Here is a 16,811-nt window from a genome sequence, read left to right on the forward strand (position 1 = left end):
GATGACGATGGAATTAAGAGGAGCTTTCACAGCCCTCTCGACGCCCTTCAAGGATGGCGAGGTCGACGAATCGACCTATCGCGATTTCATTGAATGGCAGATCGAGCAGGGCATTGACGGCCTGGTGCCCTGCGGCACCACCGGCGAAGCGGCGACCATGTCCCACGAGGAACAGGGGCGGGTCATCAAAATTTGCGTGGACCAGACCAAAGGGCGCGTTCCCGTAATAGCCGGAGCCGGATCCAACTCCACCAAGGAAGCCATCGAGTTGACCAAGATGGCCAAGGATGCCGGTGCCGATGCCGCCCTGCAGATCACTCCCTATTACAACAAACCCACTCCCGGCGGTTTGGTGGCCCATTTCAAAGCCATTGCCGAAGCCGCTTCCCTGCCCCTGGTCATCTACAATGTTCCTGGACGCACCGGCCTGAATTGTCTGCCGTCTACCCTCAAGATGATAAAGGACGCTGTCCCCGAGGCCATCGGCGTCAAGGAAGCGACTGGGAACCTCTGTCAGGGAGCAGAAGTTGTTGAGCTTTGCGGCCGCGACTTCACATTGCTGTCCGGCGATGATTTCACCGTCCTGCCCTTGCTGGCAGTGGGAGGTTCCGGGGTCATCTCTGTCGTCTCCAACATCATGCCCAAGGCCATGAGCGACATGTGCAGCGCATTTTTCGATAAGGACCACGAAAAGGCTCTTGAACTGAGCCTCAAGATGGCTCCGGTCAACCGCGCCATGTTCATGGAGACCAACCCCATTCCGGTCAAGACCGCTCTGGACATGATGGGCGTTTTCAAGGATGCTCAGTTCCGTTTGCCTATCGTTCCCCTGCTGGACGAGAACAAACCCAAACTGGAAGCCGTGCTGAAAACTGCCGGTCTTTTGTGATATTCCAAGGCCTCGGCTTATGCCGAGGCCTTTTTCGTCATCTCCTCGAAGGGACGGCCACGAGCCGTCCCTTTTCCTTTTCGAAGCACGGATTAACGATGGCAACGGCGTACATTAGGAATGTAAACAGACTTTCGACTCGCCAATAATGTACAGAAAGAAATACCGCCCTGTATCAAGGAAAACTCCCGTCTATCCTGTTTGCGCTATCCGATGCGATCAATTGGCGGCACATTTTTGCGGAGGTTCGCTTTCCATCTCCTCGACCTTGCCTCCATCCATTTCAACATCTGCACAAGCCCCCACGTTGAGCGGCCCATAATCCTCGTCAAGTTCGGTTTGTTCCGTAACATTCAAAGCTTTGCCCCCAATGATCCATGTGCCCACCTTGGATGTTGGGCGGCTTTCAATAATACCGTAAAAATCATCTTCCGCCCCGGCGATATTACCTACTGCTAATATCACCAACGCCACCACACATCCTGCCACAATCATTTTCATACGACTTCCTCCAATGGTTGTTCGCGCGGTCGACCTGTTCTCCCTTTAAGGCACAACCGGACAGGAAAACCCATTATTATCCTCTGAGTCCCCTCGCGCAGCCAATACAAAAGGCCCGCCAGCACAACGCTGGCGGGCCTGACTTTGCGCACTAAATCAACAGTCTTCAGCTTAGCCTTCGAAGGCCTTGATGAAGTTGGGGGCGACCTGCTTCTTGCGGCTCATGACGCCGTCCAACCAGACGGACTCGCCCTTGGTAGCGATACCGAAAGCCTTCTCGACAACCGCGGGATCCTCGGAAGCGATGAGCATCTCGGAGCCTTCCTTCATGATGTCGGTCAGGAGCAGGAAGACGGAGTGACGGCCGTCAGCCTTGACCTTTTCGATCTCGGCCTGCAGGGCGTCCTTATGAGCGTCGAGCATGGACAGATCGACAACTTCCAACTGGCCGATACCGACCTTGTTGCCAGCCATATCGAAGTCTTTGTAATCACGGAAAACCAGCTCGTTGGCGGAAGCGCCGTCAACAGCGGACTTGACCTTGAACATCTCCATGCCAAGGGCCATGACGTCATCGACACCGGCGATCTTGGCCAGGGCTTCGACGGCAGCCTTATCGGCATCGGTGCAGGTAACGGACTTGAACATGACGGTGTCGCTCAGGATGGCGCACAGCAGGATACCGGCGATGTTGGCCGGGATTTCCACGTTGTAGAAGTCGTACATGGACTTCAGAACAGTGGCGGAACAGCCCACGGGCCAAACCCACATTTCCAGGGGACCGGGAGTGGTCACGTCGCCCAGCTTGTGATGGTCGACGACGGCCAGGAGCTCACCCTTGTCCAGATTGTCGATGGTCTGGGAAATGTCGGTGTGGTCGACCAGGATAATCTTCTGGTCGGTGGCGTCGGTGACGATTTCGGGAGCGGCGAAGCCAAACTTCTCAAGCACGAATGCGCTTTCGGGAGCGATCTCGCCCTGAGTGACGGCCTTGGCCTCCATGCCACGTTTGCTGTACAGGTCGGCGGCACCGATCGCGGAAGCAACGGTGTCGGTATCGGGGTTCTTGTGTCCAACAACCAAAATAGCCATATCAAGTCCTCCTAATTGATTTATCCTTTATCAGGAATTTGAGCATCTAAAACAGAATGTGAGAGATATCACAAACTATGCCGACTGCCAAGCTAAAAGCGAGGCCAAAGTAAGAAAAGCGAGAAAAGAATTATGCCCGTCGTAAGAACGACATAAGCCCGTTTCAGGCGCAGAGCCATTAGGCCCCCGAGAGATGCGGCCACCCAAAGGTAGGCCCAGGTCACGCCCAATCGCGTAAAGATAGCCGGATACAATGTGAATATGATCTCAAACCCCTGCTTGAGGACAAGGACAGCAGCCAGAAAGGAAATCCAGCTCATGAACAGATTTCTCGTCATGGAACGCAAAATGAGCATTCCAGGGAGATGGACGGTGCCGGGATTGCGCGCCCAGTTCAACAGCATATTGTAGCTTCCCTGCTCACGTTCGCGCAACCACCCTTCCACCTTGGTGCCTATCCAGGCCAGCGGCATACTGGCGAAAAGCACAGGCATGATCCTGGAGGGTTGGTCCAGACCAAAGTAGGTGGTCAGCGTCAGTGCGGAAAACGTCGCGGCGGTAAGCTGCGGTGGAATGTAAGTGCCCGCCGGAATGAGGTCGAGCCAGAACAGCTCGAAGAAAATGGCGATGTAAAGGCTGGTGGTAAACTCGCCAGTGGCTGCTCCCCAGAAGAAACCCACCACCAGGGGACGCTCAAGTAGCCCGATGCTCAGCGCTGAACGAAAAAGGGAGAAGAGGGCAAAAAAAAAGCGACCAGTGCAAACCAGGCGAAGGAATGGGGCAAGATCATGACGGCTAGAACCTCACCTGTATGGGGTCATTGGGAACACATCGAAAATCCAGCTCCACGCCCTTTTTGTTGAGATGCCGCAGGCAGGTCTCGTCTTCGTCGGACAAGGCCACGCTCGGCGAAATCTGCCGTTTGCCCGGGCTGTAGTGAACGTTTCCGATGTTGAGCACATGAAAACCGAACCCCGAATCGAAGGCGCGGCGCGCATCGGAACAGTTGGAAAAAAGGATGATGGCGGCGTATTCGCCGGAATTGGAACTCAGCTTGGTAACGGCTTCAGGCACTTCCTCCACGGTGATGAAGGAACTTTTCACCGCCTGGGGAATAGCCAAAGACATGATCTCCTGCTGCAGAATGTCATGGGCCAGCTCATCGTTGGCAACGATGACGGTCCTGGCCCCGGTATACGGCAGCCACGTCTCGATGATCTGGCCGTGAATCAAGCGATTGTCGATACGAACGAGAGTCACGGCTTCATTCCTACTTCTTTGCTTTTTTACGCAGCATCGCTCCGGCGACCTTGATCCCCTGCTGTCCCGCGACCATGGCCTGTTCGGCTAGATCGTGCAGTTTCATGGTCCGCCCCTGCAGGGCCGCCACAAGCATGGGCAGGTTGACACCGGTGATGACCTCGACATTTTCCGCTTTCATAAGAGAAAGGGACATGGTCGTGGGAGAACCGCCGAACAAATCGGTAAGAGCCAGGACACCCTTTCCCTGTTCCAGGGACTGGATAGCCTTTCGCACGCCCTCCAGAGCCTCGTCCACACCCTTCTGCACGTCAATGCCCACGGCCAGGCAATTTACCTGAGGACCCATGACCATCTCCGCCGCCTGAAGCAAGCTTTCGCCGAAGGTACCGTGCGTGACCAGTACCACGCCGATCACTCCGTCCTTTTTTCCAGTTTTTGCAACCATGTCTATCCGAGTTCCATGTGTCGATGTTCAATCGATACTGTATAGCCTTTTTCCTTGAGTGTCGCCAGTACCGACTCGGCAACGGATACCGACCGATGCCGGCCTCCGGTGCACCCCAGCGCCAGGGTTATCCTGTAGCGCCCTTCATCTGCATAAAGGGGAAGGATATAAAGCAGGAATTCATGAAACCGCTTGATGAAACCACTTCCGGCGGGGTTGTTGAGGACATAATCGGATACGGCCTTGTCCATCCCGGACATGGGACGCAACGATTTGTCGAAATAGGGGTTGGGCAGAAAACGTAGGTCAAAGACCAAATCCGCCTCGGAGGGCACGCCGTACTTGAAGCCGAAGGTGATGATATGCACCCGCATACCCATGCCCACGTCCTCAAGGGCCGACCATTTTGTTTGAATGACCCGGCGCAAATCATGGATCGAATAGTCCGTGGTATCCAGAACCAAAGCGGCCTGGGAACGCACCAACTCAAGAAGCTGTTTCTCCTTCTCCAAAGCCTGTTCCAACCCGAGATTGCCATACTCCAGCGGATGCGGCCGACGGGTCGTGGCGTAACGACGGACCAGCTCAGCCATCTTTGCCTCAAGGAAAAGGACCTGCGGGGTGATGCCGAGTTCTCGAAAACCTTCCAGCGCCTGAGCCCATCCGTCCACAAATTCGAGCTGGCGCAGGTCCATGCCTAGCGCAAGCCCCCGATACTTGGTATCGAACTTGAGAATAAGGTCAGCCAGCTTGGGCGACATTTCGGACGGCAGGCCGTCGATACAAAAGAAGCCGAGGTCTTCGAAAACCCGAAGAGCCGTACTCTTGCCGGAACCCGAGAGTCCGGTAACGATGACCACGGGAAAGGAATTGTTCGACGTCATCGGTGCACACCCATCGGTTTAGACGCTTTTGAGGAGAGTCCAGAGAGCCTCAGTATCTTCAGCCGTGAGGAAAGCCTTGCGGAATTCCTCGTCCTTGAGAAGACGGGATATCTGAGCCAGAACGCGCAGATGCATACCCGCCACCTGTTCCGGCGCGAGCACCAGGAAGAAAATGTTGCAGGGGCTGTGATCGAGCGCCTCGAACTCCACGCCTTTCAGGCTGCGGCCCACGACAACGATGACCTTCTCCAAGTCCTCAAGCTTGCCGTGCGGAATGGCGATGCCATCGCCGATCCCGGTGGATCCGAGTCTTTCTCGATCGAGAAGGACACGGACCGCCAGGTCCGTGTCCATCTCTGGATATTGTTCGCCCAAGGGGGCGACTAGTTCATGCAATACGTCCGACTTGTTCTCGGACTGCAATTCGGGAAGGATCAGCTCCTTCGCCAGATAATCACTGAGTTTCATGCTTAGTTACCGGGGTCGATCAGTCCGTAATCGCCGTTTTTTCTCTTGTATATGACGTTAACGCCTTCGGTCTCCGAATTGCGAAACACCAGGAACTCATTTTCAAGGGCATCCAACTGCATGGCGGCCTCGTCCACGGACATGGGCTTGGGCTCGTATGCGTCGGAGCCAACGATGGTTGGAGCTGCACCGCCGCCTTCCTCGAAGGACAGGTAGTTCATCTGCGCCATTTTATTGGGACGCGCCTGTCTGGGGCGGTTCTTCATCTTTTCCCGCATCTTGCGGAGCTGGGCTTCCAGCTTGTCCAGGACCATGTCGATGGTCGAATACATATCTTCAGAATCTTCGTAGGCCGAGATATGAATGCGATCCGAGTTCAGGATCACATCCGCCTTGTGGCGGAACTTGTCGACCAACAAATTGACCTGGAGATCTGCTTCCGCATCGGAAACGTATTTCGCTACCTTTTCAAAACGCTTTTCCGCGTACCCCTTGAGGTGATCGGAAGGCTCGAAATTCTTGAAAGTGAAGCTGATGTTCATACGCTGCCTCCTGGTTGCGTTTGCGGCAAGCAGAATCTAGAAATACTGCTTGCGTTTGGAAGAAGAAGGAATGCCCATGGCCGAGCGGTATTTGGCGACCGTGCGCCTGGCGATATTCACTTCCAGCTTTTCCTGGAGGATTTCGCCGATTCTCTCGTCACTGAGCGGTTTCTTCGTGTCTTCTTCCGAGATCATTTGCTTGATGAGCGCCTTGACGCTCTCCGAACCCACCTGGGAACCGTCATTGAGGTCCAGGGCCGAGTTGAAGAAGAACTTCAACTCGAAAATTCCATGAGGAGTCGAAACATACTTGCTGGTAGTGATCCGGCTCACGGTGGACTCGTGCATCTCTATATCCTCAGCCACCTCCTTGAGGATCAGGGGTTTGAGCTTTGTTACGCCTTCCTCGAAAAAGGCTCTTTGAAAACCGACAATACTTTCAACTACTTTATACAAGGTTCGCTGCCGCTGGTACAGACTTTTCATCAACCACGCGGCGGAGCGCATCTTTTCCTGAAAGTATTCCTTTTCCTTGTCGGCCGCCCCCTTCATGGAGTCCATGTAGAAGGTGTTCATCTGCAAACGGGGCATCCCATCTTCATTAAGAATGATGACAAAATCTTCCCCGTATTTGTAGACGAAGACATCAGGGCTGACATAGTGCGGCTCAGTGCTGGAAAAATTGGCGCCCGGCATGGGGTCCAGGGTCTGGAGAAGATCCAAATACTCCTTGAGCTCTTCCATGGAAATCTTGAACTTGCGGGCAAGGGGCTTGTAGCGGTTCTTTTCCAGATCTTCCAGATGGTCCTGCACGAGGGACACCAGGATCGGGTCGTCGTAATCAAGAACCTCCATCTGAACCAGAAGACACTCCTGCGGAGTGCGCGCGCCCACCCCGACGGGATCGAGATGCTGAATGCGAGTGAGTACGCTCTCAATCTCCTCCTCGGAAGCCTGAACCATGGCGGTCAACTCTTCCATGGAAGCCTGGAGATAGCCGTTGGAATCAAGATTGCCGAGGATGACATCACCAATCGCAAGCTCGCTTTCGCTGAAACTGGAAAGCCGCATCTGCCAATTGAGATGGCCTTCCAGGGACGGCTTGGAAGCCAACCGCGCCTCAAAGGAAACGCCCTCCTCAGGCACTTCCAGGTCGCGGGACAACGCCTGCTTGGAGGTGGAGGAAAATTCGCCGAGATAGTTCTCCCAATCCGCATTGCGGACCAGTTCCTCTTCGGCCTGAGACTCGGTCAGAACCTCGGACTTGTCCGATACCTCGGTTTCGGTTTCGGTCTCATCCAGGAAAGGATTCTCCAACAATTCCTGCTGCACCGTCTCCAACAGTTCAAGACGGGAGAGTTGCAGCAGCTTGATGGCCTGCTGCAACTGGGGCGTCATGACCAGTTGCTGTGAGAGCTTGAGCTGTTGTCGAAGTTCCAATCCCATGATTCGTCACTCGCTTAGGGTTGCGTTTATCGGCTGCCGGATAAAGAAATTTTTTTTGCTCGGCTTGCCATTTCTTTCGGTTGAACTATGCCACAACGAATTAAAGGATGCAACACCATTGTGATAACATCCTGTTTCTATTCGCAATCAATCGAATATATTATGGTATGAAAAAAGTGTACCAACCTTTGGGTACAGTGTAAATCGAGAAAGCTAAAAAAAGATGTGGGCGGTGAATCAGAGCCGGAAATCTTCGCCCAGATAAATCTGCCGGGCTCGGCTGGACTTCACGATATCGGTCGGAGCCCCTTCAAGAATGACCGTACCTTCGTAAACGAGATAGGCTCTGTCACAAATATTCAAAGTTTCCCGAACGTTGTGGTCGGAAATGAGAATACCGATCTCCATGGACTTGAGTACGGAGATGATTTCCTGGATGTCGATGACCGCGATGGGGTCGATACCCGCGAATGGCTCATCAAGAAGAATGAACTGCGGGTCGAGAATAAGCGCCCTGGCAATCTCCAGCCTGCGCCGCTCACCGCCGGACAAAAACATGGCCGCCTGATCCGCCAGCTTGGTGATGGTGAACATCTCAAGCAATTCATCCGCCCTCGCCCGCTGCTCCTTGGAAGTCATGGAGGTCTGTTCGAGAATGATCTCCAAATTCTGGCGCACGGTCAGCTTCTTGAAGATGGAGCTTTCCTGCGGCAGATAACTTACCCCAAGCCGGGCGCGTTCGTGCAGCGGTTTGTCCGTAAGCTCCTGCCCATCCAGGGTGACCACCCCGGTATTGGGCTGCACGATGCCCACAAGCATGTAGAACGTCGTGGTCTTTCCCGCGCCGTTCGGGCCAAGCAGGCCGACGACTTCCCGGGAGTTGAGCTCGATGTTGATGCCATGCACGACCTCTTTCTGGCCGTACCGCTTGGACAGGTTGGTTGCGCGCAGACCTTCGCCCATGGCTATTGCACCTTCATGTTGCCGGGGGTCATGAAGATGGCCTTGACGCGCTGCTCGCCGCCTATGACCTCCGACCGGTCGTCCTTGATATGGAAATTGATGACTTCGCCCGTCAGGGAATTGGGGCCGTCCTGCAACTTGGGATTCTGTTCCATCTTGAGAAGCTGCGGGCCGACCAGATAGGTCAGTCTGCCGCAGGTTCCCTCGGTGTTGCCCTTCTTGGCTCGAACACTGCCCTCGGCAACGATTCGCTCAACGCTGTCGGCCGAGAATTTCCTCTGTCCGTCAGCCAAAAGGTAGGCCGAAAGTTTGTCGGCCCAAAGGGTCAGTTCGCCGTGGACCGCGACAACGTTGCCTTCGAAGGAAATGACCTTGCCCGCCTCGTCATAGGTCATGCGGTCGGAGGTGATCTTTACCGGCGCACGGCTCGGATCGACACTCACCGGAACGGATGCGGGCGGCGGAGTCTCGGCCACGGGCGCCTTGACCTCGCCTTCGCCGGAATCCTGTTGCGGAGCGGCGGCCGGCGTGGGTTCGGCCTTCTTCACCTGTACTGTTTTGAAATATTTGGCGTTGGCATACCCGATGGCTTTGGACAGGTCGCGTTCCTTTTCATCGAGTTCGAATACTGCCACCCAGCCGTTTTGCGGAAAGTCGGTCCTCACCCGCTGCCCTTTGGTCAGCGTGACCACATGAGCCGAGCCCGGAGCGGGTTCCTTGCGAACGTTGAGGTTGACCGTAGCCTCGGACACCTCGCCCCAGTCCTGGGCCATCGCCCCGGCCGGAATCAGGAGCACAACCAGCATCAGCAAAATAACCGTTTGGCGAACCGTATTCAGCAACGTCTTATTCCTTGTCGTCTTGCAAAGGACTTCCAACCAGTCCCTCGGGGGCCAGCAACGCTTCCACGCCACCTGCGGCCACCAGTTGTCTCGTGACAAGATCGATCTCCAGGGCCTTGGCCTGGACGATCATGTCGGAACGGCGCAACGAGACGCCGCCTTTGAGGTACACCTTACCTATCGCCCCCACATAATCAAGCTGCTGGGCATCCAAGGCCAAATCGCCGAAGCGGCCGCTGACCCTGTCGTACAGTGTGAGGTTGTCATTCTCCTGATCCACCTCGCCACGCTCCGACTGCACATAGACCTCTTGGCGGTCATCGCCGAAAAACGCGGTGAGCTGCGGGAAATTCACGGCAATGATACCGAGTTCCTGATTGTACTTCGCGCTTTTGGCCAGGAGCTTCCAATTCAGACTTCCCTGCTTGCCCTGCACCAATTCGATGTCCTCAGCCGAAATATCGGCGTCGGCGAACATGGCCTCACGGGATATGGGGGCGCGCTCAACGTCTTCCTTCGGCTCCAGAATAGGATCGGAAAGAAAGAGTTCGTTGACGCCCACGCCTAAAAGCAGCCCCAAAGCGAATATGACGAGAAGAATCAGAGCCGGACGGCCTTTCATCTAGTCCACCCAGTAATTGAGGGCTTTTTCCTTGAGGCCCCGGGCTTCAATGATGAAGGTGACAGCCTCGCGAACCGCGCCCTCCCCGCCTTTGCGGGTGGACATCCAGTCGGCGGCCTCGGCCACCTCGGGCACGGCGTTGGGCACGCAAAGGGCCAGCCCCGCGCGTTTCATAACGGCCAAATCAATCCAATCGTCGCCCATGAAGGCGGCCTCGCTCGGATCGACCCCGGCTTTTTCACATATTTCCTCAAACAGAGGGAGTTTGTGGTGGTGGCCTGCGTAGTAGAACTTGATGCCCAGTTCCCGGACGCGATTCTCCACGGGGGCCTGGTTCAACCCGGTGATGACCCCGATCTCAAGGCCGACGGCCTGGGCCATCTTGATGCCGAGACCGTCCTGCACGTTAAATCGTTTCATAAGCAGGCCATCTTCGCCATAGTAAAGGCCGCCGTCGGTGAGCACGCCGTCAACGTCGAGCACCAGCAGCCTGATCTTCCGCGCGAGCGCGGTCGCGTCAGCCACGATTGATCTCCCACAAGGCCAAAAGTCTTTTCAGAAGGCTTTCCACCTCGGCAAGCGGCAGGCTGTTGGGACCATCGCACAACGCCTTGTCCGGGGCTGGATGAACTTCCATGAACACGCCATCCGCACCCGCGGCAACGGCAGCCGAGGCCAGAACGGACACATATTCCCGCTGTCCGCCCGATGCGCCACCCAATCCGCCGGGAAGCTGCACCGAATGGGTGGCGTCCATGACGACAGGAACGCCGAACGCCTTCATCTGCGGAATGGAGCGCATGTCCACGACCAGATTGTTGTAGCCGTACGTGGACCCCCGTTCGGTCAGCCAGACCTTGTCGTTGCCGACGGAACGGATTTTGTCCACCACGTTTCGCATGTCCCAAGGGGCCAGGAACTGCCCTTTCTTGACATTGACCACCCTGCCCGTTTCGGCTGCGGCCACCAGCAAATCGGTCTGGCGGCACAGGAACGCCGGGATCTGCAGGACGTCCGCCACCTCGGCCACAGGCGCGGCCTGCTCGGGATGGTGGATGTCCGTGACCACGGGCAACCCCGTGGTCCGCTTCACCTCGGCCAAGATGTCCAGCCCCTTCTCCAGACCGGGGCCGCGAAAACTGGTTACCGAGGTCCGGTTGGCCTTGTCGAAGGAACTCTTGTAGACAATGGGAATATCCAGCTTCGAAGCCAGTCCGGCGAGCACGTCGGCCGTTTCGAGGGCGATTTCCCTGCTCTCAATGGCGCAGGGTCCGGCCAGAATGAACGGGCCGGACCTGCTGACTTGATAAAGATCCGCCATAAACTACTTCTTGGCCTTCTCGTCCTTGGCCGCCTTGATGAATTCCCGGAACAGCGGATGCGGCTTCATGGGATTGGACTTGAACTCCGGGTGGAACTGACAACCCAGGAACCACGGATGGTTGGGCAGTTCCACGATCTCCACCAGGGACTCGTCGGGAGCCGTGCCGGACAGGACCATGCCGTTCTCCTCGAACTGCGCGATGTACTTGTTGTTGTACTCGAAACGATGGCGGTGGCGCTCATCGATGTTCACGGTCTTGTAAGCCTCGTAGGCCTTGGTGTCCTTCTTGAGCTTACAGGGGTAGGAGCCCAGACGCATGGTGCCGCCCTTCTCGGATTCCTCGCAGCGGGTCTCGGTCTTCTTGGTCCGGAAGTCGTACCACTCCTTCATTAAGTAGATGATATTATGCGGGGTGGCCTTGTCGAACTCTTCGGAGTTGGCGCCTTCCAGTCCAATGACGTTGCGGGCGAACTCGATGCAGGCGCACTGCATACCCAAGCAAATGCCGAAGAAGGGAATCTTGTTCTCGCGGGCGTGCTTGATGGACAGAATCTTGCCCTCGATGCCGCGCGAACCAAAGCCGCCGGGCACCAGAATGCCGTCCAGTCCCTTGAGTTTCTTCTCGACGTTGGCAGGAGTGACCTTCTCGGAGTTGACGTACTCCAATTCCACCTTGACCTCATTGGCCACACCACCGTGAATCAGCGCCTCGTGCAGGCTCTTGTAGGCCTCGGTCAGGTCGACGTATTTGCCGACAATACCGATTTTAACCGCCCCCTTGGGGTTGGAAAGAGTCTCGTTGAGTTTCTCCCACGGGCCCAGCTCGGCGTTCTTGGCGGGCAGCTTCAGCAGGATCGCGATCTTCTGATCCACGCCTTCATCATAAAGCTTCAGCGGCACCTTGTAGATGGAATCCACGTCCACGCAGGTAAAGACGGCGTCCTGGTCCACGTCGCAGAACAAGGCGATCTTCTTCTTGAGATCGTCGGCAAGATCCACCTCGGAACGACAGATAATGATGTCGGGCTGGATACCCACGCTCCGCAATTCCTTCACGGAGTGCTGGGTGGGCTTGGTCTTCAGCTCACCGGCGGCCTTGATGTACGGCACGAGAGTGAGGTGAATGAAAAGAACGTTTTCCTTGCCCAAGTCGTTTTTGAGCTGACGAATGGCCTCCAGAAACGGCTGTCCCTCGATGTCGCCCACGGTGCCGCCGATCTCGATCAGAGCCACGTCCTCGCCGTTGGGCAGGTTGATGACCGCCTCCTTGATGGCGTCGGTGATGTGCGGGATGACCTGCACTGTGCCGCCCAGGTAGTCGCCACGGCGTTCCTTCTGGATAACGGAGTTGTAGATGGAGCCGGAGGTGTAGTTATTCTGCTGGGTCAGGGCCGTGCCGAGATAACGCTCGTAATGGCCGAGGTCGAGGTCGGTCTCGGCGCCGTCATCGGTGACATACACTTCACCATGCTGAAAGGGATTCATGGTGCCGGGGTCGACGTTGATGTAGGGATCAAGCTTCTGGATGGTGGCCTTGAGCCCCCTGGCCTGGAGAAGCGCTCCAATGGATGCAGCGGCCAACCCCTTGCCCAGAGAAGAAAGGACACCACCGGTTATAAATATGAACTTGGTTTTCATGCGTCAGAAAGCCCCTTGGTTATGCTTGAATTGTAAGGATATATCACAACCGGTCTCGTTCTCCGGCCATGTTGACTGTCGTGCGCCGGACACGTATGTTCCTGCCCAGCACGTCGCTGCTTCGCGAATTTTGCAGGGTACTGCGACAAAGTCAATATGAAGAGGAGAATTTCATGGCCCGCGTCAATGCACTCGTCATCACCGGATACGGCACCAACTGCGAGAAGGAATCCGCCTACGCCTTGCAACAGGCTGGTGCGGATAATGCCGATATCGTTTACTTTTCCGATCTCGCAGCGGGCCATGTCCGCATGGACGAATACAATTACCTGCTCTGCCCAGGCGGATTTTTGGACGGCGACGACCTGGGAGCGGCCCAGGCGGCCGCTTTGCGCTGGCGATGGTCCATTGACGCAAACGGCAAGCCGGTCCTCGATCAGTTGAAGGGCTTCTTCGACAAGGGCGGCATTATCCTCGGCATCTGCAACGGCTTCCAGCTTCTGTGCAAGCTCGGTCTGCTCCCGGCCATCGGCGGGCGGTATTTCGAACGCCAGGTCTCCCTGTCCTACAACGACTCCGGCCGATTCGAAGACCGTTGGGTACGGCTCAAGGCCAACCCCGCCTCGCCCTGCGTTTTCACCAAGGGCATCGACTGCCTGGATGTGCCCATCCGCCACGGCGAAGGCAAGATCATCCCCATGGACGACGCCACCTTCCAGGCTCTGCAAAAAGAAAATCTCATCGCCGTCCAATACATCCATCCCGAGACCGGCGAGGTCACCCAGGAATATCCGTACAATCCCAACGGCTCGCCGCTCGGCATCGCCGGGTTGACCGACCCCACGGGCCGCATCCTGGGCCTCATGCCCCATCCCGAAGCGTACAACCACAAGACCAACCATCCTTCCTGGACGCGCGGCACGGACCCGGAAATGCCGCTCGGTCTGGTCATGCTCGAAGCCGGGGTGCGCTACCTGAAGGACAGGTAGTCCACGACCATGGCCGCGCCCATCGCTCCCCAACCGCCCGCCGGGACCTCCTGGCGCGATCTTATGGATGTGGCGTTTGGCGAGGCGTGCAAGGCCGCCAAGGCGGGCGAAGCTCCCATCGGCGCGGCCTTGTTCACGTCTACGGGCACATTGCTTGCGGCGGCCCACAACAGGCCCATCGCCACCCATGACCCGACCGGGCACGCGGAAATTCTTTGCCTGCGCGAGGCGGCGCGCACAATGCGCAACTACCGCCTGCCCGGCACCATCATGGCCGTAACCCTGGAGCCGTGCCTCATGTGCACTGGCGCGCTTATCCACGCCCGTGTGGCCGGAGTGGTCTTCGCGGCCCGGGACGATCGCGCCGGAGCCCTGGTCTCCAACCTGCAGGGGTGCTCCCTGCCGTTTGCAAACCATCGGCTGTGGACCGTGGAGGGCGTCATGGGCGGCGAATGCTCATCCCTGCTCAAAAGGTTCTTCCTGGAACGCAGAAAGTAGGACCCCCCTTTACACGGAACGATTCCGTCTTATCATATTTCATTCGAACCCATTCATCCATCCAGGAGAGACATATGATAATCGCACTGCCTACCCGTGAAGGGCTCATCGACGATCATTTCGGTCACTGCGACCACTACACCCTCGTGACCATAGAGGACAACCGAATCACTTTCAGCGAGCGCATGGATTCGCCTCAGGGATGCGGTTGCAAATCCGACATCGCTCCGGTTCTGGCCGAACGCGGCGTCAAGGTCATGCTGGCCGGCAACATGGGCCAGGGTGCGTTGAATATCCTTAAGAACGCCGGCATCGAAGTAATCCGCGGCTGCTCCGGTCCCATCGAGGACGTCCTCGAAAAATGGCTGTCCGGTGAACTGAAGGACAACCAGATCACCTGCGATCACCACGATTGCGACCACCATGACGGGCACGATCACAACAACCTGAAACCACTATAAAACACTTTTTCAAATCCCCGTAAAAACGCCTCCCGGCCCGACCGCGAGGCGTTTTTTATCCCCTCCCCCTCGTCAAAAGATCGCCCCGCCCCCCGACAAATCCCAAAAGGTGCTTGCCAGCCGCGCCGACTCTGTTTATAAACCCAATTCCACAACGCGCTCCGTATGTTTCGAGCAAGACAAACAGTTTTGCCACATACAAAAGCACAACGAAAGGAACGGGATTCACCCCCGCCCCTTCAGAGCAGCGCACAGTGGACACATTGGAGAGGTAGCGAAGTCCGGCCGTAACGCGCTCGACTCGAAATCGAGTTACGAGTTAATAGCTCGTACGTGGGTTCGAATCCCACCCTCTCCGCCATATTTCAAGGGGTTACGGATTTTCCGTAACCCCTTTTTTCCTGTTTTTTGAAAAAAGATGCAAAGAACCAGGAGAAGACCTTTGAACTTTGCGTCCTATTGAGTGATCGCACAATTCAAACGGGAATTTGTATAAATCCGCAGTGTGAAAAAAATCGCCAAGGCACAGGCCAGGGGCAAGCACTGTGGACGCACGTCGAAGCTCTCCAAGGAACAGATGGGGGAGATCAGGCGGCGCAGTGGTGAGGGGGAGGAAAAGAAGGCGTTGGCAATCGAGTTCGGGATCAGCCGCCAGACTTTGTACAGGATCATAAAGGTATAGCCTGTAAACGGCCTCCATATTTCCCCTCTGACGCATTCTAGCCGGTCACCCTTGCCGAGGGGTCAAATCAGAAGCCAGGATGCCCCATACGGCGTCTGCAAATGCCCACCCTGACTACGTTCCTGGGTGGGCTTTGTCTTTGCGTGTTTTTGTCTTGGGGTGTATCTGTCTTTTTTGGAGGACAACCATGATCGATTCTAACGGAAAAGAGCATTCCATCTCTGCCATCGAAGCGGAAGTGATCTCTCTTCACACCACCAACCGAGCTATCGATGGCATGGTGAACCATCTACTCCTGGAATTCTGCTCCAATGAGTATGGCACGGAAGCACATTTCAAGGGCATTCCCGAAGCGACACTCTTCAACTCACGCCTCACTGACTTTCTCACCCCAGATCGTAGCGAGCTATGCACCAAGCAGGAATCGAGACTTGCGTCAACAATCCGTATCACGCAAGCTCCTCACTTCAACAACGAAGGCACAGTAGATGGTCTAACATGTGCCTGTATGGTGTTCAAAAAGTGGCTTGAATATGAACCCACCTTTGATAACGTCAACCTCCCCTCCATCGACAAAGTGGTGAACATAACAATGCCACGTAGTTTTTTCATCAAAAACTGTGGAAATATTCTCAAGCACAACGACATGAGCCTGAACTCTGTAGCCAACAACCTGAGACGCCTACTAGCGCGGAACGGGTGCACCATCAGCGCACAGGATTCCTACATCGTGTTGGATGACTTCATTGAATGGTTTCATAACGATATTTTCATCTATCACGGCTGCGTTATCGTACAAATGCTCAACGACATTCGACACGCCATCAAGGCCTACGTTACACCTGAAGCCGCAAGCGTAACACGGTACGTCTATCACGATCTCCTCAAGGAGCAGATTCCACGCATAATCGTACCAGATGAGATGGAGGCGGAATACGCTCGTCATTGCTACTACCACTTGATGCAAGACACCCGACAAAGTGCCTATGTGAAGCAGTTCAAGACACCGGACCATTTCACTCTGAGGTATTGAGGAACATCGCCGGAATTGGCTGTAGAAGCACTGTAGGAACGTAGTGGCGTCCTGCCCCTTGCCAACTGCCACACCAGACTGCTATACTAGACTGCTACACCAGAGTCGGATTGCGGACACAAAAACATCAATGATAACAGGGATTGATGACTCCATTCCTGGAATCCCACCCTCTCTGCTATATTTTAAGGGGTTACGGAATATTTCCGTAACCCCTTTTTGATGGTGT

The 16,811-nt window shown here is 55.8% G+C and carries 21 protein-coding genes and 1 tRNA gene; 7 read left to right on the plus strand and 15 right to left on the minus strand.

What is annotated here, in order from left to right; translation table 11 throughout:
• Positions 1-7: 7 nt before the first annotated feature.
• Positions 8-889 (plus strand): 4-hydroxy-tetrahydrodipicolinate synthase, encoded by an 882-nt coding sequence (gene dapA, locus LF599_RS09805; protein WP_279520612.1) that lies wholly within the window; start codon positions 8-10, stop codon positions 887-889.
• Between the two features lie 219 nt (positions 890-1,108).
• Here the strand turns inward: dapA and LF599_RS09810 are convergent, their stop codons facing one another.
• The 15 genes from LF599_RS09810 to LF599_RS09880 all read right to left on the minus strand — a co-directional run bounded on the left by LF599_RS09810 (position 1,109) and on the right by LF599_RS09880 (position 12,919).
• Positions 1,109-1,390: a hypothetical protein gene (locus tag LF599_RS09810; protein ID WP_269942588.1), complete on the minus strand. Its 282-nt coding sequence runs from the start codon at positions 1,388-1,390 to the stop codon at positions 1,109-1,111.
• 171 nt (positions 1,391-1,561) lie between these two features.
• Positions 1,562-2,482: a manganese-dependent inorganic pyrophosphatase gene (locus LF599_RS09815; protein ID WP_269942587.1), complete on the minus strand. Its 921-nt coding sequence runs from the start codon at positions 2,480-2,482 to the stop codon at positions 1,562-1,564.
• 92 nt (positions 2,483-2,574) lie between these two features.
• On the minus strand, positions 2,575-3,249 hold the full coding sequence (locus tag LF599_RS09820; protein WP_279523094.1) for a PTS sugar transporter subunit IIC: 675 nt from the start codon (positions 3,247-3,249) through the stop codon (positions 2,575-2,577).
• A 28-nt stretch (positions 3,250-3,277) separates the two neighbouring features.
• Positions 3,278-3,742: a PTS sugar transporter subunit IIB gene (locus LF599_RS09825; protein WP_279520613.1), complete on the minus strand. Its 465-nt coding sequence runs from the start codon at positions 3,740-3,742 to the stop codon at positions 3,278-3,280.
• Between the two features lie 10 nt (positions 3,743-3,752).
• Positions 3,753-4,190 (minus strand): PTS sugar transporter subunit IIA, encoded by a 438-nt coding sequence (locus tag LF599_RS09830; RefSeq protein ID WP_279520614.1) that lies wholly within the window; start codon positions 4,188-4,190, stop codon positions 3,753-3,755.
• Positions 4,191-4,192: 2 nt separating this feature from the next.
• Complete coding sequence (gene rapZ / locus LF599_RS09835; RefSeq protein ID WP_279520615.1) at positions 4,193-5,074, minus strand: RNase adapter RapZ; 882 nt, start codon at positions 5,072-5,074, stop codon at positions 4,193-4,195.
• Between the two features lie 18 nt (positions 5,075-5,092).
• The gene (locus tag LF599_RS09840; protein ID WP_279520616.1) at positions 5,093-5,542 is read right to left on the minus strand and encodes a PTS sugar transporter subunit IIA; all 450 of its coding nucleotides are present in this window, start codon (positions 5,540-5,542) and stop codon (positions 5,093-5,095) included.
• Positions 5,543-5,544: 2 nt separating this feature from the next.
• A complete protein-coding gene (hpf, locus tag LF599_RS09845; protein ID WP_269942584.1) occupies positions 5,545-6,084 on the minus strand; it encodes a ribosome hibernation-promoting factor, HPF/YfiA family in 540 nt (179 codons plus the stop codon).
• Positions 6,085-6,120: 36 nt separating this feature from the next.
• Positions 6,121-7,530: an RNA polymerase factor sigma-54 gene (gene rpoN / locus LF599_RS09850; RefSeq protein WP_279520617.1), complete on the minus strand. Its 1,410-nt coding sequence runs from the start codon at positions 7,528-7,530 to the stop codon at positions 6,121-6,123.
• Between the two features lie 237 nt (positions 7,531-7,767).
• Positions 7,768-8,493 (minus strand): LPS export ABC transporter ATP-binding protein, encoded by a 726-nt coding sequence (gene lptB / locus LF599_RS09855; RefSeq protein WP_269942583.1) that lies wholly within the window; start codon positions 8,491-8,493, stop codon positions 7,768-7,770.
• A 2-nt stretch (positions 8,494-8,495) separates the two neighbouring features.
• On the minus strand, positions 8,496-9,299 hold the full coding sequence (lptA, locus tag LF599_RS09860) for a lipopolysaccharide transport periplasmic protein LptA (RefSeq protein ID WP_279520618.1): 804 nt from the start codon (positions 9,297-9,299) through the stop codon (positions 8,496-8,498).
• 40 nt (positions 9,300-9,339) lie between these two features.
• Positions 9,340-9,957 carry an LPS export ABC transporter periplasmic protein LptC gene (gene lptC, locus LF599_RS09865; RefSeq protein WP_279520619.1) on the minus strand — a complete coding sequence of 206 codons (618 nt, stop codon included), beginning with the start codon at positions 9,955-9,957 and terminating at the stop codon, positions 9,340-9,342.
• Positions 9,958-10,482, minus strand: a complete 525-nt coding sequence (locus tag LF599_RS09870; protein ID WP_279520620.1) for a KdsC family phosphatase — start codon at positions 10,480-10,482, stop codon at positions 9,958-9,960.
• The gene (gene kdsA / locus LF599_RS09875; protein ID WP_279520621.1) at positions 10,475-11,278 is read right to left on the minus strand and encodes a 3-deoxy-8-phosphooctulonate synthase; all 804 of its coding nucleotides are present in this window, start codon (positions 11,276-11,278) and stop codon (positions 10,475-10,477) included. The genes LF599_RS09870 and kdsA overlap by 8 nt, the downstream gene beginning before the upstream one ends.
• A 3-nt stretch (positions 11,279-11,281) precedes the next feature.
• Positions 11,282-12,919 carry a CTP synthase gene (locus LF599_RS09880; RefSeq protein ID WP_279520622.1) on the minus strand — a complete coding sequence of 546 codons (1,638 nt, stop codon included), beginning with the start codon at positions 12,917-12,919 and terminating at the stop codon, positions 11,282-11,284.
• Between the two features lie 173 nt (positions 12,920-13,092).
• Between LF599_RS09880 and LF599_RS09885 the strand changes: the two genes are divergently transcribed.
• The 6 genes from LF599_RS09885 (at position 13,093) to LF599_RS09910 (ending at position 16,582) form a co-directional block, all read left to right on the plus strand.
• A complete protein-coding gene (locus LF599_RS09885) occupies positions 13,093-13,908 on the plus strand; it encodes a phosphoribosylformylglycinamidine synthase subunit PurQ (RefSeq protein WP_279520623.1) in 816 nt (271 codons plus the stop codon).
• A 9-nt stretch (positions 13,909-13,917) separates the two neighbouring features.
• Positions 13,918-14,406: a nucleoside deaminase gene (locus tag LF599_RS09890; RefSeq protein WP_279520624.1), complete on the plus strand. Its 489-nt coding sequence runs from the start codon at positions 13,918-13,920 to the stop codon at positions 14,404-14,406.
• Positions 14,407-14,480: 74 nt separating this feature from the next.
• On the plus strand, positions 14,481-14,867 hold the full coding sequence (locus LF599_RS09895; RefSeq protein ID WP_269942641.1) for a NifB/NifX family molybdenum-iron cluster-binding protein: 387 nt from the start codon (positions 14,481-14,483) through the stop codon (positions 14,865-14,867).
• Positions 14,868-15,132: 265 nt separating this feature from the next.
• Positions 15,133-15,228, plus strand: a tRNA-Ser gene (locus LF599_RS09900).
• Positions 15,229-15,372: 144 nt separating this feature from the next.
• On the plus strand, positions 15,373-15,549 hold the full coding sequence (locus tag LF599_RS09905) for a helix-turn-helix domain-containing protein (RefSeq protein ID WP_279520625.1): 177 nt from the start codon (positions 15,373-15,375) through the stop codon (positions 15,547-15,549).
• 187 nt (positions 15,550-15,736) lie between these two features.
• Positions 15,737-16,582 (plus strand): hypothetical protein, encoded by an 846-nt coding sequence (locus LF599_RS09910; protein WP_269942581.1) that lies wholly within the window; start codon positions 15,737-15,739, stop codon positions 16,580-16,582.
• The last annotated feature ends 229 nt before the right edge of the window (positions 16,583-16,811 follow it).

This window comes from Pseudodesulfovibrio thermohalotolerans (assembly GCF_021353295.2).
In the GTDB taxonomy this organism is placed as follows: domain Bacteria; phylum Desulfobacterota; class Desulfovibrionia; order Desulfovibrionales; family Desulfovibrionaceae; genus Pseudodesulfovibrio; species Pseudodesulfovibrio thermohalotolerans.